This is a genomic window from Nocardioides silvaticus (genome assembly GCF_003160695.1).
Classification (GTDB): domain Bacteria; phylum Actinomycetota; class Actinomycetes; order Propionibacteriales; family Nocardioidaceae; genus Nocardioides; species Nocardioides silvaticus.
Genome location: NZ_QGDD01000002.1, coordinates 513254 through 534103, shown reverse-complemented (window position 1 = coordinate 534103; position 20850 = coordinate 513254). Strand labels below are relative to the sequence as shown.

24 protein-coding genes and 1 tRNA gene are annotated in these 20850 nt (G+C 71.8%); 8 read left to right on the top strand and 17 right to left on the bottom strand.

Annotated elements, in window-relative coordinates; translation table 11 throughout:
- Positions 1–24: 24 nt before the first annotated feature.
- Genes DJ010_RS07460 through DJ010_RS07450 form a run of 3 tightly spaced genes read right to left on the bottom strand, consistent with a single transcriptional unit; the run spans position 25 to position 2074 of the window.
- Positions 25–765 (bottom strand): SCO1664 family protein, encoded by a 741-nt coding sequence (locus tag DJ010_RS07460; RefSeq protein ID WP_109692976.1) that lies wholly within the window; start codon positions 763–765, stop codon positions 25–27.
- A 7-nt stretch (positions 766–772) separates the two neighbouring features.
- The gene (locus DJ010_RS07455) at positions 773–1357 is read right to left on the bottom strand and encodes a DUF3090 domain-containing protein (RefSeq protein ID WP_109692975.1); all 585 of its coding nucleotides are present in this window, start codon (positions 1355–1357) and stop codon (positions 773–775) included.
- A gap of 9 nt (positions 1358–1366) precedes the next feature.
- Positions 1367–2074: a histidine phosphatase family protein gene (locus DJ010_RS07450; protein WP_211318689.1), complete on the bottom strand. Its 708-nt coding sequence runs from the start codon at positions 2072–2074 to the stop codon at positions 1367–1369.
- A gap of 71 nt (positions 2075–2145) precedes the next feature.
- Here DJ010_RS07450 and corA point away from each other — a divergent pair, with 71 nt between their 5' ends.
- On the top strand, positions 2146–3129 hold the full coding sequence (gene corA / locus DJ010_RS07445; protein WP_109692974.1) for a magnesium/cobalt transporter CorA: 984 nt from the start codon (positions 2146–2148) through the stop codon (positions 3127–3129).
- Between the two features lie 6 nt (positions 3130–3135).
- Here corA and DJ010_RS07440 read toward each other — a convergent pair whose 3' ends face one another.
- A complete protein-coding gene (locus tag DJ010_RS07440; RefSeq protein WP_109692973.1) occupies positions 3136–3960 on the bottom strand; it encodes an undecaprenyl-diphosphate phosphatase in 825 nt (274 codons plus the stop codon).
- A 74-nt stretch (positions 3961–4034) separates the two neighbouring features.
- Between DJ010_RS07440 and DJ010_RS07435 the strand changes: the two genes are divergently transcribed.
- Both DJ010_RS07435 and DJ010_RS07430 read left to right on the top strand, forming a co-directional pair.
- Positions 4035–4985 (top strand): aldo/keto reductase, encoded by a 951-nt coding sequence (locus DJ010_RS07435; protein WP_109692972.1) that lies wholly within the window; start codon positions 4035–4037, stop codon positions 4983–4985.
- Positions 4985–5182: a DUF5703 family protein gene (locus tag DJ010_RS07430; protein WP_109692971.1), complete on the top strand. Its 198-nt coding sequence runs from the start codon at positions 4985–4987 to the stop codon at positions 5180–5182. The genes DJ010_RS07435 and DJ010_RS07430 overlap by 1 nt, the downstream gene beginning before the upstream one ends.
- Before the next feature lie 9 nt (positions 5183–5191).
- Here DJ010_RS07430 and DJ010_RS07425 read toward each other — a convergent pair whose 3' ends face one another.
- On the bottom strand, positions 5192–6502 hold the full coding sequence (locus tag DJ010_RS07425) for a M20/M25/M40 family metallo-hydrolase (RefSeq protein WP_109692970.1): 1311 nt from the start codon (positions 6500–6502) through the stop codon (positions 5192–5194).
- 12 nt (positions 6503–6514) lie between these two features.
- Positions 6515–7777, bottom strand: a complete 1263-nt coding sequence (locus DJ010_RS22400) for a hypothetical protein (RefSeq protein WP_211318688.1) — start codon at positions 7775–7777, stop codon at positions 6515–6517.
- A gap of 63 nt (positions 7778–7840) precedes the next feature.
- Between DJ010_RS22400 and DJ010_RS07415 the strand changes: the two genes are divergently transcribed.
- Positions 7841–8308 carry a GNAT family N-acetyltransferase gene (locus DJ010_RS07415; RefSeq protein ID WP_109692969.1) on the top strand — a complete coding sequence of 156 codons (468 nt, stop codon included), beginning with the start codon at positions 7841–7843 and terminating at the stop codon, positions 8306–8308.
- Between the two features lie 7 nt (positions 8309–8315).
- On the opposite strand, the gene DJ010_RS07410 is transcribed toward DJ010_RS07415, so the two are convergent.
- Positions 8316–8404, bottom strand: a tRNA-Leu gene (locus DJ010_RS07410).
- 143 nt (positions 8405–8547) lie between these two features.
- Here DJ010_RS07410 and DJ010_RS07405 point away from each other — a divergent pair.
- Entirely contained in the window at positions 8548–8826 is a 279-nt protein-coding gene (locus tag DJ010_RS07405) for a Fe-S cluster assembly protein HesB (protein WP_109692968.1), read from the top strand.
- Here the strand turns inward: DJ010_RS07405 and DJ010_RS22900 are convergent, their stop codons facing one another.
- Together DJ010_RS22900 and DJ010_RS07395 are read right to left on the bottom strand one after the other, a co-directional pair.
- On the bottom strand, positions 8827–9420 hold the full coding sequence (locus DJ010_RS22900) for a M23 family metallopeptidase (protein ID WP_211318687.1): 594 nt from the start codon (positions 9418–9420) through the stop codon (positions 8827–8829). It lies immediately after the preceding gene.
- A gap of 184 nt (positions 9421–9604) precedes the next feature.
- Positions 9605–10102, bottom strand: a complete 498-nt coding sequence (locus DJ010_RS07395; protein ID WP_245927318.1) for an HNH endonuclease — start codon at positions 10100–10102, stop codon at positions 9605–9607.
- 55 nt (positions 10103–10157) lie between these two features.
- Here DJ010_RS07395 and DJ010_RS07390 point away from each other — a divergent pair, with 55 nt between their 5' ends.
- A complete protein-coding gene (locus DJ010_RS07390) occupies positions 10158–10763 on the top strand; it encodes a LysR substrate-binding domain-containing protein (RefSeq protein ID WP_245927316.1) in 606 nt (201 codons plus the stop codon).
- An 8-nt stretch (positions 10764–10771) separates the two neighbouring features.
- Here the strand turns inward: DJ010_RS07390 and DJ010_RS07385 are convergent, their stop codons facing one another.
- The 5 genes from DJ010_RS07385 to DJ010_RS07365 form a co-directional block, all read right to left on the bottom strand.
- Positions 10772–11284, bottom strand: a complete 513-nt coding sequence (locus DJ010_RS07385) for a calcium-binding protein (RefSeq protein ID WP_158282964.1) — start codon at positions 11282–11284, stop codon at positions 10772–10774.
- Positions 11285–11404: 120 nt separating this feature from the next.
- Complete coding sequence (locus tag DJ010_RS07380) at positions 11405–12040, bottom strand: sigma-70 family RNA polymerase sigma factor (RefSeq protein ID WP_146207279.1); 636 nt, start codon at positions 12038–12040, stop codon at positions 11405–11407.
- Complete coding sequence (locus tag DJ010_RS07375; RefSeq protein WP_158282963.1) at positions 12040–13065, bottom strand: serine/threonine-protein kinase; 1026 nt, start codon at positions 13063–13065, stop codon at positions 12040–12042. The genes DJ010_RS07380 and DJ010_RS07375 overlap by 1 nt, the downstream gene beginning before the upstream one ends.
- A 73-nt stretch (positions 13066–13138) precedes the next feature.
- Entirely contained in the window at positions 13139–14461 is a 1323-nt protein-coding gene (locus tag DJ010_RS07370) for a choice-of-anchor P family protein (RefSeq protein WP_109692964.1), read from the bottom strand.
- A gap of 123 nt (positions 14462–14584) precedes the next feature.
- A complete protein-coding gene (locus DJ010_RS07365; protein WP_211318686.1) occupies positions 14585–16024 on the bottom strand; it encodes a GuaB1 family IMP dehydrogenase-related protein in 1440 nt (479 codons plus the stop codon).
- A 35-nt stretch (positions 16025–16059) separates the two neighbouring features.
- On the opposite strand from DJ010_RS07365, the gene galK reads away from it, so the two are divergent.
- Positions 16060–17178, top strand: a complete 1119-nt coding sequence (gene galK, locus DJ010_RS07360; protein WP_109692962.1) for a galactokinase — start codon at positions 16060–16062, stop codon at positions 17176–17178.
- A gap of 4 nt (positions 17179–17182) precedes the next feature.
- Here galK and DJ010_RS07355 read toward each other — a convergent pair whose 3' ends face one another.
- The 3 genes from DJ010_RS07355 to DJ010_RS07345 form a co-directional block, all read right to left on the bottom strand.
- A complete protein-coding gene (locus DJ010_RS07355) occupies positions 17183–17494 on the bottom strand; it encodes a hypothetical protein (RefSeq protein ID WP_109692961.1) in 312 nt (103 codons plus the stop codon).
- A gap of 64 nt (positions 17495–17558) precedes the next feature.
- On the bottom strand, positions 17559–18773 hold the full coding sequence (locus tag DJ010_RS07350; protein ID WP_109692960.1) for an acyl-CoA dehydrogenase family protein: 1215 nt from the start codon (positions 18771–18773) through the stop codon (positions 17559–17561).
- Positions 18773–20137 (bottom strand): acyl-CoA dehydrogenase family protein, encoded by a 1365-nt coding sequence (locus DJ010_RS07345; RefSeq protein ID WP_109692959.1) that lies wholly within the window; start codon positions 20135–20137, stop codon positions 18773–18775. The genes DJ010_RS07350 and DJ010_RS07345 overlap by 1 nt, the downstream gene beginning before the upstream one ends.
- Before the next feature lie 106 nt (positions 20138–20243).
- Between DJ010_RS07345 and DJ010_RS07340 the strand changes: the two genes are divergently transcribed.
- Entirely contained in the window at positions 20244–20849 is a 606-nt protein-coding gene (locus tag DJ010_RS07340; protein ID WP_109692958.1) for a peptide deformylase, read from the top strand.
- Position 20850: the final 1 nt, after the last annotated feature.

The window sequence follows — 20850 nt, the reverse complement described above, 5'->3', positions numbered from 1 at the left end:
ATGCTAGCCGCCCCGATCAGGCCGTCAGAACGGCGGCCAGGGGATCGCCGGCCAACCCTGCTGGGGGTGCGGGAGCTCGCCGCGGGCGATCAGCCGCTCGCCCCGTCGCTCCAGGGTGGCGATCTCCAGGTCGGTGAGGTGGACGGCGAGCCGTTCGCCCAGCGCGCCCCGCACGGCCTCCAGCACGGAGGTGACCGCGGCGCACTCCTCATCGGTGAGCGGGCTCGCGGCCCATCCCCACAACACGGTGCGGAGCTTCGGCTCGTGGTGGAAGGTGACGCCGTGGTCGACGCCGTACCGGTGCCCGTCGGGCATCGCCAGCACGTGACCGCCTTTGCGGTCGGCGTTGTTGACGAGCACGTCGAAGACCGCCATCCGGCGCAGCGCCGCGGTGTCCTCGTGCACGAGCGTCACGTCGCGGTCACGGTCGTCGACCCCGTCGAAGACGGCGAACCAGCCCTCGGGCACCCGGCCGGCGCGGACCAGCGTCACCGCGTCCTGGTCGGGGTCGACCTCCTGCCACTCCTGGAGCATCCCGGGCCCGTGCGGGCCCTCGCCCCACCACGTGCGCGGCACCACGTTCCACCCGAACGCCTCGCTGACCCGGTAGGCAGCGACCTCGCGGTCGGCCAGCGTGCCGTCCGGGAAGTCCCAGAGCGGCCGCTCCCCCGCGACCGGTTTGTAGACCACCTCGCGACCGTCGAGCTCGGCGAGGAACGTCGCGTTCGACGCCGGCATGATCCGGCCGCGGAGGGTCAGGTCCATCCGTGCGTCATTCGGCCCGGCGCCGGAAGCCGTTGGCGCGCACGCAGAGGTGCCCCTCCGGGTCGATCGGCTGCCCGCAGAACGGGCAGTCGGGCCGTCCGGCGCCGACCACCCGAGCCGCCCGCTGGACGAAGGCCCGGGCGTACCCCGCCTCGATGCGGACGACGAACACCTCCGACGGCTCGGCCTCGTCGAGCAGCACCGGGTCCTCGGCCTCGTCGGTGAGCCCGACCATCTCCTCACCGACCGGGAACACCTCGATGACGACGCGCTCGGCCTGTGGGTCCCACGACAGCGTCATCGTGCCGGCGCGGAACTCCTCGGCGATCGGGAGGTCCAACGGGTCCTCGTCGGTGAGGCCGACCGGGGCGACCGCCGGGATCACGGTGCTGGTGTGGGCCTCGGTCATCACCTCGTCGAGCAGCTCGTCGACCCGCTCGGCGAGCGCGGCGACCTGCTGCTTCTCCAGCGCGATGCTCACGACGCGGGTGCCCTCGCGGGCCTGCAGGAAAAAGGTGCGCGCTCCGGGCTCGCCGACGGTGCCGGCGACGAAGCGCTCGGGCGGGTCGAAACCGTGCACGATCGGTGGCATGGAGCCAGCCTACGAGGCGCTGGTAGGCCCGGCTCCGCCGCCGACCACCGCGCCGGAGCGACGTGCCTTCTTGGCCGCCGGCCGCTTCAGCCAGGACAGGTCACCGGCGTGGGTGTTGGAGGCGAGGACGTAGGGCCGGTCCGGGGTGTACTGGATGATCGACACCGACGCCGGGTCCACGTTCACCCGCTGGAACAGGTCGAGGTGCATCCCCAGCGCGTCGGCCAGGACCGCCTTGATGATGTCGCCGTGGCTGACGGCGACCCAGACCGCGCCCGGACCGTGCTCGGCCTCCACCGCGGCGTCGTGGCGTCGTACGGCCTCGACGGCGCGGTGCCACATCGCCACCATGGACTCCCCGCCGGGGAACACAGCCGCCGACGGCTGGCGCTGCACGGTCGCCCAGAGCTTCTCCTTGGCGAGCTCCCGGATCGGCCGTCCCTGCCACTCGCCGTAGTCGCACTCGGCCAGGCCCCGCTCGCCGGCGATCCGCGGCCGGTCGGGATGGCCCGCGGCGATCGCCTTCGCCGTCTGCCGGCAGCGCTCCTGCGGGCTCGACACGAGGGCGGCCAGCGGCACAGCGGCGATCCGTTCCGCCGTACGACGTGTCTGCTCCTCCCCCGTCTCGTCGAGCCGGACGCCCGGGGTCCGGCCGGCGAGCACGCCGGAGGTGTTGGCAGTCGAGCGACCGTGTCGCACCAGGAGAACCGTGGCCACGGGGGCAACCGTAGCCAGTGGGGTTGCGAGGCTCGCTTCGCTCACGCCTCGACCACCGGTACGTTTCGGACGTGATCGTCGACAGCGCCGTCTACCGCAAGGGAGTGCGCGTCCCGGTCGACTGCCACGTCCACGACTACGACGCGCTCAAGGCGGCCGCGGCCGAGGGCGAGCACGACTTCGTGTGGGTCGGCCTCTACGAGCCCGGCCACGACGAGCTGGCCGAGATCGCGGACGCGTTCGGCCTGCACCCGCTGGCGGTCGAGGACGCCGTGGTCGCCCACCAGCGGCCGAAGCTCGAGCTCTACGAGGGCAACCTCTTCCTCACCGTGAAGACGCTCTGGTACGTCGACGAGGACGACGCCGTCGAGACCGGCGAGATCAACCTGTTCGTCGGCGACGACTTCGTGATCACGGTGCGGCACGGCCGCGGCTCGCAGCTCAAGGACGCCCGGCACGACCTCGAGGCCAAGCAGAGCGTGCTCAGCCACGGCCCGTCCGCGGTGGTCTACGCCGTGTGCGACACCGTGGTCGACGGCTACCTCGCGGTCCTCGAGGAGCTCCAGATCGACGTGGACGAGGTCGAGGCGTCGGTGTTCTCGCCCGAGCGCACCAACGACTCCGAGCGGATCTACACGCTCAAGCGGGAGCTCTCGGAGGTACGACGCGCGGTGCTGCCGCTCAAGGAGCCGATGCGGCGGTTCAGCGTCGGCGCGGTGCCCGGGATCCTGCCGGACGCCGGTCCCTTCTTCCGTGACGTCAGCGACCACCTCTCGATCGCGTCGGAGGGCATCGACACCCTCGACGAGCTGCTCTCGGCGGCGTTCGAGGCCCACGTGGCGGCGATCCAGGTCCAGCAGAACGACGACATGCGCAAGATCTCGGCCGGCGCCGCCCTGCTGCTGCTCCCGACCCTCATCGCCGGCGTCTACGGCATGAACTACGACCACATGCCCGAGCTGCACTGGGAGTACGGCTACCTCTGGGCGCTGTTCCTCATGATCGGCAGCGCCGCCGTGCTCTGGGCCTGGTTCAAGAAGTCGGGCTGGTTCTAGCCGCGATCACGCGGACAGGACCCCCGCGGCGAGCAGGGCGAGCACCCCGCTGCCGAGCAGCACCCGGTAGATCACGAACGGTGCGAGCGTGTGGTGGCTGACGAACTTGAGCAGCCAGGCGATGGCGGCGTACCCGATGACGAACGCCACGGCGGTGGCGACCAGGGTCGGGCCCCAGCCGTACATGTTGTCGCCGTGGGGGATCTCCTTCATCTCGTAGACGCCGGCGCCCACCACGGCCGGGATCGCGAGGAGGAAGGAGTAGCGGGCGACCGCGGCCCGCTCGAAGCCGAGGGCCCGGCCCATGGAGAGGGTCGCGCCCGAGCGGGACACCCCGGGAACCAGCGCCGCGGCCTGGGCGGCGCCCATCAGCGCCGCCTCGCGCATCGTCATCTGCTTGATCTGCTTGGTGTTGCTCCCGAGCTTGTCGGCGGCGAGGAGCACCAGACCCATGACGATCAGCATCGTGGCGATCAGCCACAGGTTGCGGAAGTGCGACTCGATGGTGTCCTTGAAGAGCACCCCCAGGATCACGATCGGCAGCGAGCCGACGATCACGAACCAGCCCATCCGGGCGTCGAGGTGGCCGCGGTACTCCGGCTTGAAGAGCGACAGCGTCCACGTGCGCGCGATGTTCCAGATGTCCTTGCGGAAGTAGAGGAGCACCGCCAGCTCGGTGCCGATCTGGACGACGGCGGTGAAGGCGGCGCCCGGGTCGCCCCACCCGAACAGCTCGGGGAAGATCCGCAGGTGCGCGCTGCTGGAGATCGGCAGGAACTCGGTGAGGCCCTGCAGCGTGCCGAGGAACAGGGCCTGCAGGAAGTCCGCCACGGTGAGGGATCCTACGGACAGATCGTGGGCGAGCCGTGAGCCGCCCCGAAGGGTGAGCGGCTACCTTGGCCCCCATGCAGCAGCGGTACGTCGGAAGCAGCGGTCTCCGGGTGTCGCGGCTGGGTCTCGGCACGATGACCTGGGGCAAGGACACCGACGAGCACGAGGCCCGCGACCAGCTGGTCGCCTTCTGCGAGGCCGGCGGGACGCTGGTCGACACCGCCGCCGGCTACACCGACGGCCGATCCGAGGAGCTGCTCGGGTCCCTGGTGGGCGACGTCGTACGACGTGACGACGTGGTGCTCGCGACCAAGGCCGGGATCTGGCGCCGCGGCGGTGAGCGCACCACCGACACCTCGCGGCGCGCGCTGCTCGGAGGGCTCGACACCTCGCTCCGGCGGCTCCGGACCGACCACGTCGACCTGTGGCAGGTACACATCTGGAGCGACGAGGTGCCGCTGGAGGAGACGCTCGCGGCGCTCGACCAGGCGGTGTCCTCCGGTCGCGCCACCTACGTCGGGATCTCCAACTACACCGGCTGGCAGACCGCGCAGGCGGCGACCTGGCAGCGCGCGGCGGCCGGGCGGACCCCGCTGACCTCCACCCAGGTGGAGTACTCCCTGGTGAGCCGCGACGTCGAGCGCGAGGTCGTGCCGGCCAGCGCCGCGCTCGGCCTCGGGATCCTGCCGTGGTCGCCGCTCGGCCGCGGGGTGCTCACCGGCAAGTACCGCACCGGCATCCCCGGTGACTCGCGCGCCGCGTCGCCCGTGTTCGCGTCGTTCGTCGAGCGCTACCTCGACGAGCGCAGTCGCGGCATCGTCGAGGCCGTCGTCCGCGCGGCCGACGGGCTGGAGTGGACGCCGCTCGAGGTCGCCCTGGCATGGGTCCGCGACCGCCCCGGCGTGACCGCGCCCATCGTCGGCGCCCGCACCGCCGCGCAGCTCAAGGGTGCCCTCGGCGTGGAGCACAAGGAGCTGCCGCCCGAGATCCGCTCCGCCCTCGACGACGTCTCGGAGCCGGCCTGATGCGGCGCGAGGGGGTCGAGTGGCAGTTCGAGAAGGTCACCTTCTCCCGGGAGTACCCGCGCAACGTCGTCACCAAGCTGCTCGTCGAGCGCGCCGAGCACGGCGGCTGGGAGCTGGTGCGCGTGCGGATCACGCCCGACGGGACCCGCCGGGTGATCCTGCGCCGCAAGATCATCCGGGCGGTGCGGACCGCCTGAGCACGGTCCTCAGACCTCGTCGAGGAACCGGTCCATCACCCGCGCGCCGAACTTGAGGGCGTCCACGGGCACCCGCTCGTCCACGCCGTGGAAGAGCGCGGTGAAGTCGAGGTCCTCGGGCAGCCGGAGCGGCGTGAACCCGTAGCAGCGCATGCCGAGGTCGCGGAAGTGCTTGGCGTCGGTGCCGCCGCTCATCAGGTACGGCGCCACCAGCGCGTCGGGATCCTCCGCCAGCAGGCTCCGCGTCATCGTGTCGACCAGCGCGCCGTCGTACGGCGTCTCCCAGGGGTCCTGCTTCGAGACGTAGTCGATGCTGATGTCCTCGCCGCACAGCTCGGCCAGGGTGGCGTAGAACTCGTCCTCGTAGCCGGGCAGCGAGCGCCCGTCGACATGGGCCGTGGCCTCGGTCGGGACGACGTTGACCTTGTAGCCGGCGCCGAGCATGGTCGGGTTGGTCGTGTTGCTGAGGACGGCGCCGAGCATCCGGGTCGCGCTGCCGAACTCCTCCACCAGCTCGCGGGCGTTCTCCGGGGTGACGTCGGTGCCGGCGAGCTCGCCGACGGTGCCGAGCAGGGTGCGCATCGTGGGCGTCAGCCGCACCGGCCACTCGTAGGCACCGATCCGGGCGACCGCCTCGGCGATCCGGGTCACCGGGTTGTCCTGGTTGATCATCGAGCCGTGACCGGCCGTGCCCCGGGCGGTGAGCCGCATCCAGGCCATGCCCTTCTCGGCGGCTTGGACGAGGTACATCCGACGCCCGCGGACCGTCGTGCTCCAGCCACCGACCTCGCCGACCGCCTCGGTGCAGCCCTCGAACTCCTCGGGGTGGTCGCGCACCATGACCTCGGCGCCGAGATGTCCCCCGGCCTCCTCGTCGGCGGTGAAGCACAGCACGATCGGCCGGCTCGGGATCCGGCCGGTGCGCTGGCGCTCGCGGACGACCGACAGCAGCATCGCGTCGAAGTCCTTCATGTCGACCGCGCCGCGGCCCCACACGCTGAGCCCACCCTGTTGGCAGTCCTGGACCTCGCCACTGAACGGGTGCACGGTCCAGTCCTCGGCCGCGGCCGGCACCACGTCGAGGTGGCCGTGGAGGAGCAGCGCGTCCTCGCGGGTGCCGTCCCCTCCCCACCGCGCGAACACCGACGCCCGCCCGGGGGTGCTCTCGTAGATCCGGGCCTCGATCCCGACCTCCTCGAGCAGCCCGGCGACGTGCTCGGCTGCCTTGCGCTCTCCCGGTCCGTCGTCCGAGCCGTAGTTGCTCGTGTCGATACGGATCAGGTCACGGCAGATGTCGACGACCTCGTCCAGCTCCTCCATCCGGCCATCCTGTCACCCGCAGCTGATCGGGCGGGGGTCCTTGCCGTCCCGGTCGGCTTTCGGGTCCCGTCCGGCACCGCAGTCGACGCGCTTGTCCTTGCGCCCGTCCTTCGCGTCGAGCTGGTCGCGCCCGCCGTCGCCGTACAGCTTGTCGGCGCCGGCACCGCCGCAGATCGTGTCGTTGCCGCCGCGCCCGTGGATGGTGTCGTTGCCGCCGAGGCCCACGATCACGTCGGGCCCGCTGGTGCCGTTCGTGGTGTCCGCGCCGGGCTCCCCGACGATGGTGGACGGCCTCCCCTTGCAGGTGGGCAGGGGCGCGGGGAGCCACCGGTCTCGGAGGAAGGCCCAGATCCGGCCCTCCTGACCCTGGATGACGTGCCCGCCCTTGGTCACGAGGACCAGCTGGTAGCCGTCGCACTCGTCCCCGTGACCGGTGAGGTCGAAGACCCGCGCGGTGTTGCTGCCCACCTGGTAGGCCTCGCGGAGGACGCCGTTGTTGGGCCCGCCGACCTGGTCGGTCCAGCAGCCGTGCTGCTGCGCCCACAGCTTCATCGGGCTGAAGACCCGCCAGTCGACGTCCCAGTCGACCGGCTGGTGGTAGGCAGCGGTCGGTGGTGGCGCCACGGCCCGGTCGTTGGTGCCGTGCAGGTGGAGGATCCGCGCGTCGCTGCTGTGCAGGCCGGGCGTGCTGACCTCGGCGTTGCACTGGGCGTCGCCGTCCTGGCAGTACAGCAGCCCGGCGTTGACCGCCACGGCGGCGATCTTGTCGCGCGTGCCGGAGCGCTGCAGCAGGTAGTAGGGCATGTAGGCGCCGCGCGACGAGCCGCCGACGAAGATCTGGTCGGCGTCCACCGAGCCGCAGGCCGCGAGCTGGTCGATCAGCTTCTCGAGGAACTGGCTGTCGAGCGGCCCGGGGCCATCGGCTGCCCGGTGGTTCCACGTCTGGCCGGTGCCGTTCGGGGTGACGACGATCGCCCCGTCCGGGTCGGTGAACTTCCAGAACTTCGGCGCGATCGCCGACCCGTCGCCGCCGTCGCCGTGCAGCCAGATGAGCACCGGCCGACCGCCCACCTCGGGCACGGTCTGCGGCACCCGCCAGTAGTAGGTGTGGTTGTCGCCGTCGGTCGTCTGGATCTGGCTGCTGCCCGACCCGGGGCCGCCGCACACCGGCGGCTCGAGCAGCGCGACGGGTGGCTCGGCCGAGCCTGCCGACACCGGCACCGCCAGTCCGACCAGGGCCACGACGGCTGCAGCCGCCTTCACGACGAGGCGCATCCTCGGACGCTAGCGACGTCGTCGCCGCGAGTGGCCCGAACCGGATTTCCTTAACCTGGACCCATGATCGAGACGGTCCCACCCCACGACGACGACCGGCTGTCCGCAACGGCCCGGCTGATGCACGACTTCAACACGGAGTACGACGAGCCCTCCCCCGGCCCGGACGCGCTGGCCGGCATCCTGGCCCGCCGGATCGCCGACGGCCAGGCCACGGTCCTGCTCGCCCGCGACGACGCGGGCGAGCCGGTCGGCATCGCGATCGCCCGCCTCTCACCGTCGCTGTGGAGCGACGCGCTGGAGGCCTACCTGGCCGAGCTCTACGTCGTACCGCCGCGGCGCGGGCAGGGCTTCGGCCGCGAGCTGCTCACCGCGTTCCTCAACACCTCGCGGGACGCCGGTGCCGACTACGCGTTCCTCATCACGAGCGAGACCGACGTCTCCGCCCAGCGGGCGTACGAGGCCGCCGGCTTCCGTCGTACGGAAGGAGAAGGCGGGCCGGTCATGCTCGCCTACGAGCAGGACCTCTAGGTCGATCTGGTGTCCGAGGGGGGACTTGAACCCCCACGCCCTAATACGGGCACTAGCACCTCAAGCTAGCGCGTCTGCCAATTCCGCCACCCGGACGAGTGCGCGCTGACACTAGCAAAAGGAGCCCCGGATCCCCGCATCGGGGACCCCCTCCCGACACGCCTACCGGCGGCTCGCCTTGAACCGCCACCGGCAGCCTGCAACGGTGGAGATGCCCTGCACTCAACCAGAAAGCAGTCATGCTCACCCTGACCGAGAACGCACGCGACATCGTCAAGCGCTACACCGACCACCCGGACACCCCGGAGGACGCCGGACTGCGCATCACCAGCACCGCGGAGGCGCAGCTCGCGGTGACGACCGCCGACCAGCCCGTGGACGGCGACCAGCTCGTCGAGCAGGACGGCGCCAAGGTCTACCTCGACGCCGACGCTGCGCAGCAGCTCGACGACAAGGTCCTCGACGCCGGCATTGACGAGGCCGGCAACGTCCAGTTCGGGCTCCTCACCCAGGCCTGATCAGGGCCGCAGGCCCCATTCGGCCAGCGCGGCCTCCGGGTCGACCGGGTCACCGCCGCCGGGCCGCACCTCGAGGTGGAGGTGCGGACCGGTGGTGTTCCCGGTCGATCCCACCGCACCGACGACCTGCCCGGTCGAGACCCGCTCCCCGACGGAGACGCTCTGGGTCGACTGGTGGCAGTACCAGATGTCGGTGCCGTCCTCGAGCCGGATGACGGTCTTGTAGCCGTAGGCCCCGTCGTAGGACGCGCCGGTGACCACCCCGTCGCCGATGGCCACCAGCTCGGTCCCCTCGGCCGCCGCGAAGTCCAGGCCGGTGTGGTCGCTCGACCAATAGCCCCCGGCACTGCCGTAGTGGGCGGTCAGACGGTAGTCCTGCACCGGGAGCACCATCTCGGGCGGCTCCGGGCGCATGGTCAGGCCGTCGACCACCTCGAGGTCGACCCCGGCCTCGGCGACCACCGCGCCGAGCCAGTCGGGCCGGGCGGAGTCGGCGTGGGCGGCGTGGGGCGCTCCGAGCGTGCAAGCGGCGACGCCGGCGGCCACCGGCGCGATCAGTGCGCGGCGGAGACGGCGGGTGTGGATCTGGTTCATCGCTTCCTCTGGTTCGCAAAGTGCGTTCTTTTGCAAGCACTTGCTCTCCAGTGAGCCAAGACCGACCCACGATTCTCAACTCGATGGGACCGCTCGTGTGGGCCGGCTCACGAGAACCTGTTGCCGTTCCCGCTCAGCCACCCGCGTTTCCGCGACCGATATCACACGGAAGGTAAAGGCCGCCTCAACGGCGGTGCGCCCAGGCGGCGACCTCGATGCGCGTCGGCACCCACGGCTCGAACCGCAGCCGCATCCCGGCCTCGCCGGGGGTGCGGTTGCCCTTCCGGCTGTTGCAACGGCCGCAGGCGGCCACGGTGTTCAGCCAGTCCCAGGTGCCACCGCGTGAACGGGGCAGGAGGTGGTCGATCGTGTCGGCGTGGGCACCGCAGTAGGCGCAAGAGTGCTGGTCGCGGCGCAGCACCGCCTCGCGGCCGTACGCCGCCGGCCGGTACATCCAGGTCGCGACGACGTACCGCACCAGCCGGAGGACCCGCGGCCACGGGTGCGGGCCGATCCGCCGGTCCGCGTCGGCCTCGTGGACGACGGCCACGCCGCGGAACAGCATCCGCACGGCGTGCGGGAAGGAGACCACGTCGTGCGGCTCGTACGACGCGTTGAGCAGGACCACGGGTGCGTGGGTCGTGACGGGGATCGCCTCCTTCCGCTGACGAAGCCTAAGCACAGCAGATCCGCACACCTAGGGACTTTCGGCGAACTCCTCCCCCTACTGTGGCGACGTGGACCGAACCATCGACCGCCTCAGGGTGGCCTTCGTGCCCGGTGTGACCCCCGACAAGTGGGCCCGCGTGTGGCGCGAACGGCACCCTGACATCCGCCTCGAGCTGCTGCCGGTCGAGGAGGAGCAGCAGCGCGCGGTGCTCGACGACGGTACGGCGGACCTGGTGCTGGCCCGGCTCCCGGTCGACCGGGAGCGGCCGACCCCGCTGCACTGCGTGGTGCTGTACGAGGAGCTGCCGGTGGTGGTCGCCTCCACGGAGCACTTCGTGGCCGCTGCCGACGAGGTGACCACCGACGACCTCGGCGACGAGCAGCTGGTGCTGCCGGAGCGCTCGGGCTGGCGGCCCACGGCCGACCAGCTGACCTTCCCGCCGATGACGGCCAAGGAGGCGGTCGAGGTCGCGGCCGCCGGAACGGGTGTCGTCGTGCTGCCGATGGCGATCGCCCGGCTGCACCATCGAAAAGACACCGTGCACCGACCCGTCGCCGACCTCCCGGCCACCCAGGTGGCGCTGGTGTGGAGGAAGGACGACGACGGACCGGTGCACCAGGACTTCGTCGGGGTCACCCGCGGCCGCCGCGCGAGCAGCGGCCGCGGGGGCTGACCCGCATCTCAGATGGCTTCAAACGTGTCGCAGCCCGCGAACTCGTCGCCGGGGTCGACGGAGTCGTAGTAGACCGTGTCGTAGCCCGGGCCGCACTTGATGTAGTCGGCGTTGCCGTCGGCGTAGACGTAGAGGTAGTCGTTGCCGTAGCCGGCCCGCACCTGGTCGGGACCGAAGCCGGGCACCAGGTTGTCGACACCGTCGTTGCCGTACAGGCTGTCGGCTCCCCCGCTGCCGGCGAGGTAGTCCGAGCCGCTGCCGCCCTTGAGGACGTCCTTGCCGTCGGCGCCGTTGAGGTAGTCGTTGCCCGCGCCTCCGAGCAGCAGGTCGGCGCCGGCGTAGCCGTAGAGGGAGTCGTTGCCCTCGAACGCGGTGATCTTGTCGGCGTACGGCGTGCCGTAGAGGACGTCGTCGAGGTGACCGCCCGGGACGTCGGCAGCGGACGCGGAGCCGGCCGTGAAGGCGGCGACGCCGGCGAACGCGGCCGCGGCACCGAGGGTGAGGATTCGGATGGAACGCATGGGTGTCTCCTGGGGTTCGGGACCGGCCCCTGCGGCCGGTCTCATCCACCGGATGCGGCCCGGACCCCCTTCAGTTCCCGGATCTGCCGAACTTTTTTCTCCCGCCGCCCGCGGGACCGCCTAGGTCCAGCTCCAGGTCTGCTTGGCCAGCAGGTCCCGCGCTCGTGCGATGCGGGAGCGCACGGTGCCGACCGGCACCCCCAGCCGCTCGGCGATCTCGTCGTAGCCGAGGCCGTCGAACTCCCGCAGGACGAGCGCCTCGCGGTAGGGCTCCGGCACCCGTTCCAGCGCCTGTCGCACGGCGACCTCGTCGGCGACCACGGAGCTGAGCCGGCGGGCGAACGCCCACTCCTCGGGCACCTCCTCGCCGGACGGCTCCGACTTGCGCTGCTTGCGGCGCAGCAGCTGGAGCGCCTCGTTGCGGGCGATGGCCCGCACCCAGGTCTGGAAGCGGGCGCGCCCCTCGAACTGGTCGATCTTCTCGAGCACCGCGATCAGCGTCAGCTGGGCAGCGTCCTCGATGTCGGCCGGGTCGACGAGCAGCGTCGTGATCGCCGGGTGGGCGATCCGGTGCTTGTGCACGAGCTCGAGCAGCAGCTCGGTGGCGGGGAGTGCTCCCCCCGCGCCGTGCAGCGCGAGGCCGTCGAGGATCGCCACCCGGTCGTCCTTCCCGGCACCGGCGAACTCGGCGACGACCGCTCCGCGCGCGGCCGGATCGCCGCCCGCGGCCGTCTGCAGGATGGCCGGGTCAGTCACTACGCACCTCCGGTGGTGTCGAGAAGGACCAGGATCACGACCGCGACCACGATCAGGGCGGCGACGAGCACCGCGACCAGCACCGGCCCTCCGGGAACGCCGCCACGGACGACGACCACCTCCGGCTGGCCGGCGAACCCGGCCGGTTGGGCGTCGGGCACCGGGGAGGCGGGTCGCGCCGGTGCGGCGTGCTGCGTCGCCCGGCTCGGGATGGTGACGGTCGCGCGGATGCTGTCCAGGGCGCCGACCAGCTCCTCCGACCAGGTGCGGGCGTCGGGCTGCCGCTGCTCACGGTCCCGGGACATCCCGCGCCCGAGCACGGCGTGCACGCGGGCGTCCCGCGGTCCCTCGGTGAGCTCGAGCAGCTCGGCGACGACCGCCGACGCCGCGAAGATGTCGGCCCGGCCGTCGATCGGAGCGCCGACAGCGGCCTGCTCGGGAGCCATGTAGGCCGGGGTCCCGACCGCTGCGGTCACGAGCCGGGTCGACTCCAGGGCCTTCGCCAGACCGAAGTCGGTGAGCACGAGGAAGTCGTCGTCCCGCAGCAGCCGACCGCCCGGGAAGCCGTCCGGCGGGTGCCCGTCCGGCGCCGGCCGCACGAGGATGTTGGACGGCTTGATGTCACGGTGCACGACGCCGCGGTCGTGGATGGCGGCCAGGGCCGACCCGAGCGCGGACGCGACCGCCCGCACGTCGTCGGTGGTGAGCGGCGTGCCGCCGGTCTCGACGGCCTCGACCCGGTCGGCCAGCGTGCCGCGCTCGGCCAGCTCGAGCACCAGGTAGGGCCGGCCGTCCGGGAGCTGCGCGACGTCGTGGACGGCGGCCGTGCGCGGCGAGGCGATCCGCCGCATGACCCGGGCCTCCTTGATGAACCGCTCGCGGCCGTCGGGGTCGAAGGCCACGTGCGCCGCCAGCACCTTCAGCGCGACCAGCTGGTCGAGCACGGGATCCTCGGCCCGGTAGACCGCGGCGTGAGCGCCGACGCCGATCCGGTTGAGAACGACGTACCGACCGACCTCCTCCACGCCGTCATCCTGACAGAAAACGAGGACGCCGCCAGCCCGATCGGACCGGCGGCGCCTCGTGTTCTCGTCGGGGTCAGGGAGTACGGAGGACCCAGGCCCCTGCGACGCCGACCTCGATGTCGATGCCGGCGATGTCCTTCGGCGCACCGGGCAGCGCCTGGATGTGCAGCGCCCGCACCGCGATGCCGTCGTACGGGAACGGCAGGTCGGTCTGCTCGTTGATGATGACCTTCACCAGCCCCGGCACCTCGATCGTCGTGTTCGGCTCCACGCCGATCGGGATCGACTTGCCGGCGATCGTCAGGCCGACGATCTTGGCGGTCGCTTCCTTGACGGTCGGATCAGTGCCGCTCTTGACCACATGGGCTTCTGCTGTGACCGCGTTGAGCGTGATCAGGCCGTTGAGCAGGTTGACCGCCCCGATCCTCGCCGACATGGTCGCGTCGGTGAGGTCGCTGGTGACGGTCGCGTTGGCCGTGTTGCTGAGCACGTTGGCCTTCACGACGCCCGGCAGCAGCACCTTCGCGGTGCTGTTGTCGAGCTCGACCCCGTTGGTGCCGCCCGCGGGGCAGATCACGACCGCGGTCGGGGCCGACCGGATGTTGAGCGCGTCACCGACGTGGACGCCCACCTGGGTGGAGTAGGCGTAGCCGAACGCCGGGGAGCCCTCGATCGGCTCCGGGATCAGGATCCGCGCCATGGTCGGGGTGAGCTCGATCGATGCCCCGGCGCTGAGGCCGGCCTGGGGCTTGAGGAGGACGATGCGAAGGCCGGTGGCCTGGGACTTGATGAGCGCGTCGCCACCCACCTGGCCGCGCACGTCGTTGACCACGACGCTGAGGACGCCGGGGATCGTGATGCCGGTGTTCTTCGGCACGTTGAACGGGATCTTCTGGTTGCCGATCTTGACGCCGACGAACCGGGTCTTGCCGGTGCGCGACACCTCACCGTTGCGGATGGTCGCGGTGGCGGTGGTCTCGATCGCGTCGGCCTTGATCAGGCCGTTGAGCAGGCTCACGCCGGCGATGCGCGCGTAGGAGGACACCTCGATGCCGCCCAGCACCTTGCGGGTGCTGTTGCGCGACTGGATGGCCTCGACGTGCGCGACGCCGTTGAGGACGTCGACGTTGGCGGTCTTGTTCTCGACCGCGCGGGGTGCCGTCTCGACGCGCAGCGAGCTGGCCGCGGTCAGGTCGGACTTCACGACACCGGCCACGTTGATCCGGGTGCCGCCGCTGACGGCGTGGTAGACGGGTTCGGTGCCGGCCGGCGCAGCTGCGTGCGCGACCGACGTGGTGAGGCCGCCGATGTCGACGACGGTGACAAGGGCAGCGAGCAGGGCTGTTACGACGCCGAGAATGCCGCGACGCAGAGCCCTCGGGAGCGTGAGGGACATAGCGGAAGCCTATTCAGAGGTGAGGGATTCGTGCTCACATATGGCAACAGTTTTACTTGCGCCGAGTTACGGCTCCTGGCGCTCGGATCCCGCGGAGCCGTCCGGCCGGCAGGGGTCGCGGGGTCACCAGCTCGTCGCCAGCGGGCGACCCTCGTGGAAGCCGGCCGTCGACTGGACACCCACGACCGCCCGCTCGTGGAGCTCCGCGAGCGTGGTCGCGCCGGCGTAGGTGCAGGCCGAGCGGACCCCGGCCGAGATCTGGTCGATGAGGTCCTCCACACCCGGGCGGGCCGGGTCGAGGTACATCCGCGAGGAGGAGATGCCCTCCTCGTAGAGGCCCTTGCGGGCCCGGTCGAACGCGGACTCCGAAGCGGTGCGGCCCGCCACCGCCCGGGCGGACGCCATCCCGAACGAGACCTTGAACGGTCGGCCGTCGGCGTCGTGCAGCAGGTCGCCGGGCGACTCGTGGGTGCCGGCGAACCAGGAGCCGATCATCACCGAGGAGGCGCCGGCGGCGAGCGCGAGCGCGACGTCCCGCGGATGGCGGACTCCCCCGTCGGCCCACACGGCGGCGCCGACGTCGCGCGCAGCGGCGGCGCAGTCGAGGACTGCGGAGAACTGCGGGCGGCCGACGCCGGTCATCATCCGGGTGGTGCACATGGCGCCCGGCCCCACGCCGACCTTGACGATGTCGGCGCCCGCTGCGGCGAGGGCGCGGGTGCCGTCGGCGTCGACCACGTTGCCCGCGGCCACGGGGACTCCCGGATCGAGCGAGCGGACCGCCTGGAGCGCCTCGACCATCCGGTCCTGGTGGCCGTGCGCGGTGTCGACGACCAAGCAGTCGACCCCGGCGTCGAGCAGGGCGCCCGCCTTGGCCTCGACGTCGCCGTTGACCCCGACGGCGGCCGCGATCCGCAGCGCCCCACGGTCGTCGACGGCCGGGGTGTAGAGGGTGGCGCGCAGGGCCCCGGTGCGGGTCAGGACGCCGACCAGCCTCCCGTCGCCGTCGACACCGACCGCAACGGCCGCGCGGGCCTCGTCGAGCGCGTCGAACGCCTTCCTCGGCTCGGTGCCCTCCTCGAGGACCACCTCGACCGGGCGCATCACCTGGTGCGCCTGGGCGAACCGGTCGACCTCCGCGCAGTCGGACTCCAGCACGACTCCCACCGGCCTGCCGTCGTCGTCGACGACCACCGCGGCGCGGTGCGAGCGCTTGGGGATCAGCGACAACGCCTCCGCGACCGTCTGGTCGGGCCGGAGCTGGATCGGGGTGTCGAGCACCAGGTGCCGGCTCTTCACGAACGACACCACCTCGGCGACGACGGGTGCCGGGATGTCCTGCGGGATCACGACCAGCCCGCCGCGCCGGGCCACGGTCTCCGCCATCCGCTTGCCGGCGATGGCGGTCATGTTGGCGACCACGACGGGCAGCGTCGTACCCGTGCCGTCGTCGGTGGCGAGGTCGACGTCGTACCGGCTGGCGACGGACGAGCGCCGCGGCACCATGAAGACGTCGTCATAGGTCAGGTCGTGGGCGGGAACCCGGTCGTCGAGGAATCGCACACCGTGAATCTATCTGCGCCGGGTAATGATGAGGGGTGACCTCGGTGACCGCCCGCGCCCCAGGCCGGGTCAACCTGATCGGCGACCACACCGACTACAACGGGGGGCTCTGCCTGCCGTTCGCCATCCCGCTGGTCACCACGACGCTCGCGCGGGCCCGCGGCGACGACCGGCTGCGGATCCGGTCCGACGCCTACCCCGACGGCTGGACCGGCCGCCTCGGCGACATCGCCTTCGACCAGCGCGCGGCCCTGCCCGACTGGGTGCGGTACGTCGCAGGGGTGCTCTGGGCAGCGCAGGAGGACGGCTGGCCGGTCACCGGGCTCGACCTGGTGGTCGACAGCGACCTCCCCCGGGGAGCCGGGTTGTCGAGCTCGGCCGCCCTCGAGTGCTCGGTCGTGCTCGCCCTGGCCGCCCTGGTCGACCGGCCCCTCGACCCCGGCAGCCGGCAGGCGTTCGCCGGCCTGTGCACCCGGGCGGAGACGGAGTACGTCGGCGCGCCCACCGGTGGCATGGACCAGCTGGTCTCGCTCCTGGGCCAGCCCGACCACGGACTGCTCATCGACTTCGCCGACACCAGCGTGCGGCAGGTGCCCCTGGCGCTGCGGGAGGCAGGACTCACGGTCCTCGTGATGGACACCGGCGCCGGGCACGAGCTGGCGGACGCCGACGGCGGCTACGCGCAGCGACGCAAGGAGTGCGACGCCGCCGCGGCGTCGCTGGGTCTTCCCCGCATCGGACTGGCCTGGCCCGACGACCTCAGCCGCCTCGACGACGACGTGCACCGTGCCCGCGCCCGCCACGTCGTCTCCGAGAGCTCCCGCGTCGAGGACGTGATCACGGCGGTCGCGGCCGGCGACTGGTCCGAGGTCGGCGCGATCCTCACCGCTTCCCACACCTCGCTCAAGGGCGACTTCGCCGCGTCCACGCCCGAGCTCGACCTCGCCGTCGCCACGGCGGTCGACGCCGGTGCCCTCGGCGCCCGGCTGACCGGCGGCGGCTTCGGCGGCTCCGCGATCGCGCTGGTGGCCGAGGACGGCGCGGCCGTCGTGCGTGACGCCGTGGACAGCGCCTTCGCCGACGCCGGCTACGAGCAGCCCGCCCACCGGCTGGTGCTTCCCGCCGCCGGCGCCACCCTCACCCGCGGCGCGTAGCCGGTCAGCGGCGGCGGGCGGTGAACGTCCCCGCGACGATCAGGACGAGCGCCCAGTTGGTGCGGCTGACGAACTCGCCCAGCACGTGGCGAGGCTGGGTGAGGTCCAGCTTCGGTCCGCCGAGCGGCGAGGCGACGCACCAGATGCTGATGCCGATGGCGACCGCGAGCAGGAGGAGCTCGACGGCGCCGAAGGAGGCCTGCTGCGAGTTGAGGACAGCGGCGGCAAGGAAGCCGAGCCAGGCCAGCCAGCGGAGGGAGCGCTGGTACCAGGAGGGTCGGCGCTCGGCCGTCGCCTCCGGGAGCTGTTGGACCACGGGCGACAGCGTGGCGGAGCCTGGCCCGCGAGGGCAACAGGCTCCGCCGTACGCCGTACGCCTGCTACTTGAGCTCGGCGCTCGACAGGCCGAGCAGCCGACGAGCGATGATGAGCTGCTGGATCTGCTGGGTGCCCTCGAAGATGTCGAGGATCTTGGAGTCGCGCGCCCACTTCTCGAGGAGCTCGGTCTCGGAGTAGCCCACCGACGCGCACAGCTCGACGCAGCTGAGCGTCACGTCGGAGCCGACCCGCCCGGCCTTGGCCTTCGCCATCGACGCCTCGAGCGAGTTGGGCTTGCGGTTGTCGGCCATCCAGGCCGCCTGGAGGGTGAGCAGCCGCCCGGCCTCCCAGTCCGCCTCGAGCTGCAGGAACCGCGCCGCTGCCGCCGACTGGAGGTTGGCGGGCTTGTCGTAGTCGACCTCGACGCCGGCCTCCTTCAGCAGGTCACGGGTCAGGTCGAGCGCCGCCCGAGCGCAGCCGACCGCCATCGCGGCCACCAGCGGGCGGGTGTTGTCGAAGGTCGCCATCGCCCCGGCGAAGCCCTGCTCGACATTGATTTCCGGTGAGCCGAGGAGGTTCTCCTTGGGCACGCGGGCGTCGGTGAACGTGATCACCGCGGTGTCGGAGGCGCGGATGCCGAGCTTCTCCTCGAGCCGCTCGACCTTCACGCCCGGGGTGTCCTTCTCGACCACGAACGACTTGATCGCCGCGCGGCCGAGCGACTTGTCGAGGGTCGCCCAGACCACGATGCAGTCGGAGCGCTCACCGGAGGTGACGAAGATCTTCTCGCCGTTGATGACGTACTCGTCGCCGTCGAGGACGGCGGTGGTGGAGATGGCCGCCGAGTCGGAGCCGAAGCTGGGCTCGGTGATCGCCATCGATGCCCACTTGCCGGCGAAGCGCTCGAGCTGCTCGTCGTTCGCCACCGACGCGATGGCGGAGTTGCCGAGGCCCTGGCGCGGCATCGACAGCAGCAGGCCCACGTCGCCCCAGCACATCTCGGCGACCGAGGTCACCGACGCCAGGTTGGAGCCGTTGCGGACCTTGCCGTCGTCCTCGCTGGAGTCGCGGCGCACGCCGGCGGCGCCCGCACCCTCGCTGGCGCCGGACTCGGCGAGCCCGTCGATCATCGCCGCGAGCATGTCGAGCTCCTTGGGGTACTCGTGCTCGGCGATGTCGTACTTGCGCGAGATCGGTCGCAGCATGTTCATCGCGACCTGGTGCGCCTGGTCGATCAGCTGGCGGTGCTTCTTGGGCACCTCGAGGTTGATGGCCATCAGACCAGCACCGTCCCTTCCATGATCCCGACGGCACGCAGGTCGCGGTACCACCGCTCCACCGGGTGTTCCTTGACGTAGCCGTGTCCACCGAGCAGCTGCACGCCGTCGTTGCCGATCTGCATGCCGCGGTCCGCGCACAGCTTGCGGGCCAGGGCGACCTGCTTGCTGAAGTCCTTGCCGGCAGCGGCCCGGGCGGCGGCGCGGTAGGTCAGCAGCCGCATCGCCTGCAGCTCGATCGCGATGTTCGCGACCATGAACGCCACCGACTGCCGGTTGGCGATCGGCTCGCCGAACGCCTCGCGCTCCTTGACGTACGGCGTCACGTAGTCGAGCACGGCCTGACCGGTGCCGACCGCGAGCGCACACCATGCGAGCCGCGAGAGGCGGACGCACTCGAGGTACGTCGAGCCGTCGGTCTCGCCGAGGACCGCGTCGGCCGGGACCTTGACGTCCTTCAGCTCCAGCGTCGTCATGCCCGCGGCGCGGACCCCCATGGCGGGGTCGCCCTCGATGGTGAGGCCCTCGGTCGAGGACTCCACGAGGAACAGCACCGGCTTGCCGTCGAGCGAGGCACCGACGACGAACAGCTCGGCGTCGGAACCGCGGGCGACCTGGCTCTTGCGGCCGTTGAGCACGTAGCCGTCACCCGCCTTGGTCGCGGTGGTGGCGGGGCTGGTGACGTCGAAAAGCACGGTGGGCTCGTTGAGCGCCAGCGCGGCGGCCGGCACCTCGTCCCCGGTGAACGCCGGGAGGTAGGTCTGCTGCTGGGCGTCGGTGCCCCAGAGGCCGATCGCGGTGGCGACCGAGCCAGGTGCCAGCGACGCGACGGCGAGACCCATGTCGCCCTTGGCGAGCGCCTCGGCGACGAGGGTGCCGGCCATCGCGGACCGCTCCTCGGAGACCCCGCCCAGCTCCTCCGGCAGGCCGAGGATCGGCAGACCGATCTCGAGGCTCGCCTTCAGCAGCGCGTCGGGGGCAGCGCACGCCGCGTCCGCCTCGGCAGCCGCGGGGCGGACGACCTCGGTCGCGAACTCGCCCACCACGTCGACGAGCATCTGCTCGTCCTCGGTGGGCGTCAGGTCGAAGACGCCCGTCGAGGGCGCGGCGGCCGCGCGGACGCCCGGCTTGCCCTTCTTGCCGGCCTTCGCGAAGGTCCGGCTCGCCTGCGTGATCGTCTTGAACCCGCTGCGGGTGACGGTGAAGACCGCCTGCTCGGTCTGCTTGCGCAGGCCGACACGGTCGATGAGGTCGCTCTGGGCGAGCTTGCTGAGACCGGCGACGAGGATGCCGATGGGGTCGCGGCGCGCGCTGGTCGGGACCCCGTGCTTCCCGCCCGGTCTGAGGTTGCTGGTCAAGGACATGGCCCAAATGTAACTGCGAGTTACACACAGCGCTACAGGTGGTCGCCAAATGGCGGGCAAATGCCGAGTGCGGCTCGTCACAACGGGCCCCCTAGGATCGGTGGCCATGTCGACCCAGGGCTCCGACGAGGCCGTCAACGCGCCGTACGGACCGCTCCCGCGTGGCGGTTCGGTCCGTGCGATCACCCGCTGGGGCACTCCGGTGATGCACCGTGCGCAGCAACCGGTGACCGCGGAGCAGTACGGCAGCGAGGAGCTGCGCTCGCTCGCCGCCGACATGGTCGCGACGATGTACGCCGCCGACGGGGTCGGTCTGGCCGCCTGCCAGATCGGCGTCGATCTCGCGATGTTCGTGTTCGACTGCCCGGACGAGTCGGGCGAGCGGTACGTCGGCGTGGTCTGCAACCCCACCGTCACCGTGCCCGAGGACCGCGGTCGCAAGCTGGACGACGGCGACGAGGGCTGCCTTTCCTTCCCGGGGGCGTTCTGCCCCTGCGCCCGCCCCGCGTTCGCGACCGTCGAGGGTTTCGGCCTGGACGGGACGCCGGTGCGGTTCGAGGGTGACGGCCTGCTGGCGCGCTGCCTGCAGCACGAGACCGACCACACCAGGGGCACTGTCTTCGGGGACCGGCTTCCCACCAGGGCGCGCAAGAAGCTCCAGAAGGCGCACGACGCCGCTGCCGGCGACTACCCGCCGGAGTGGCCGACCTGAG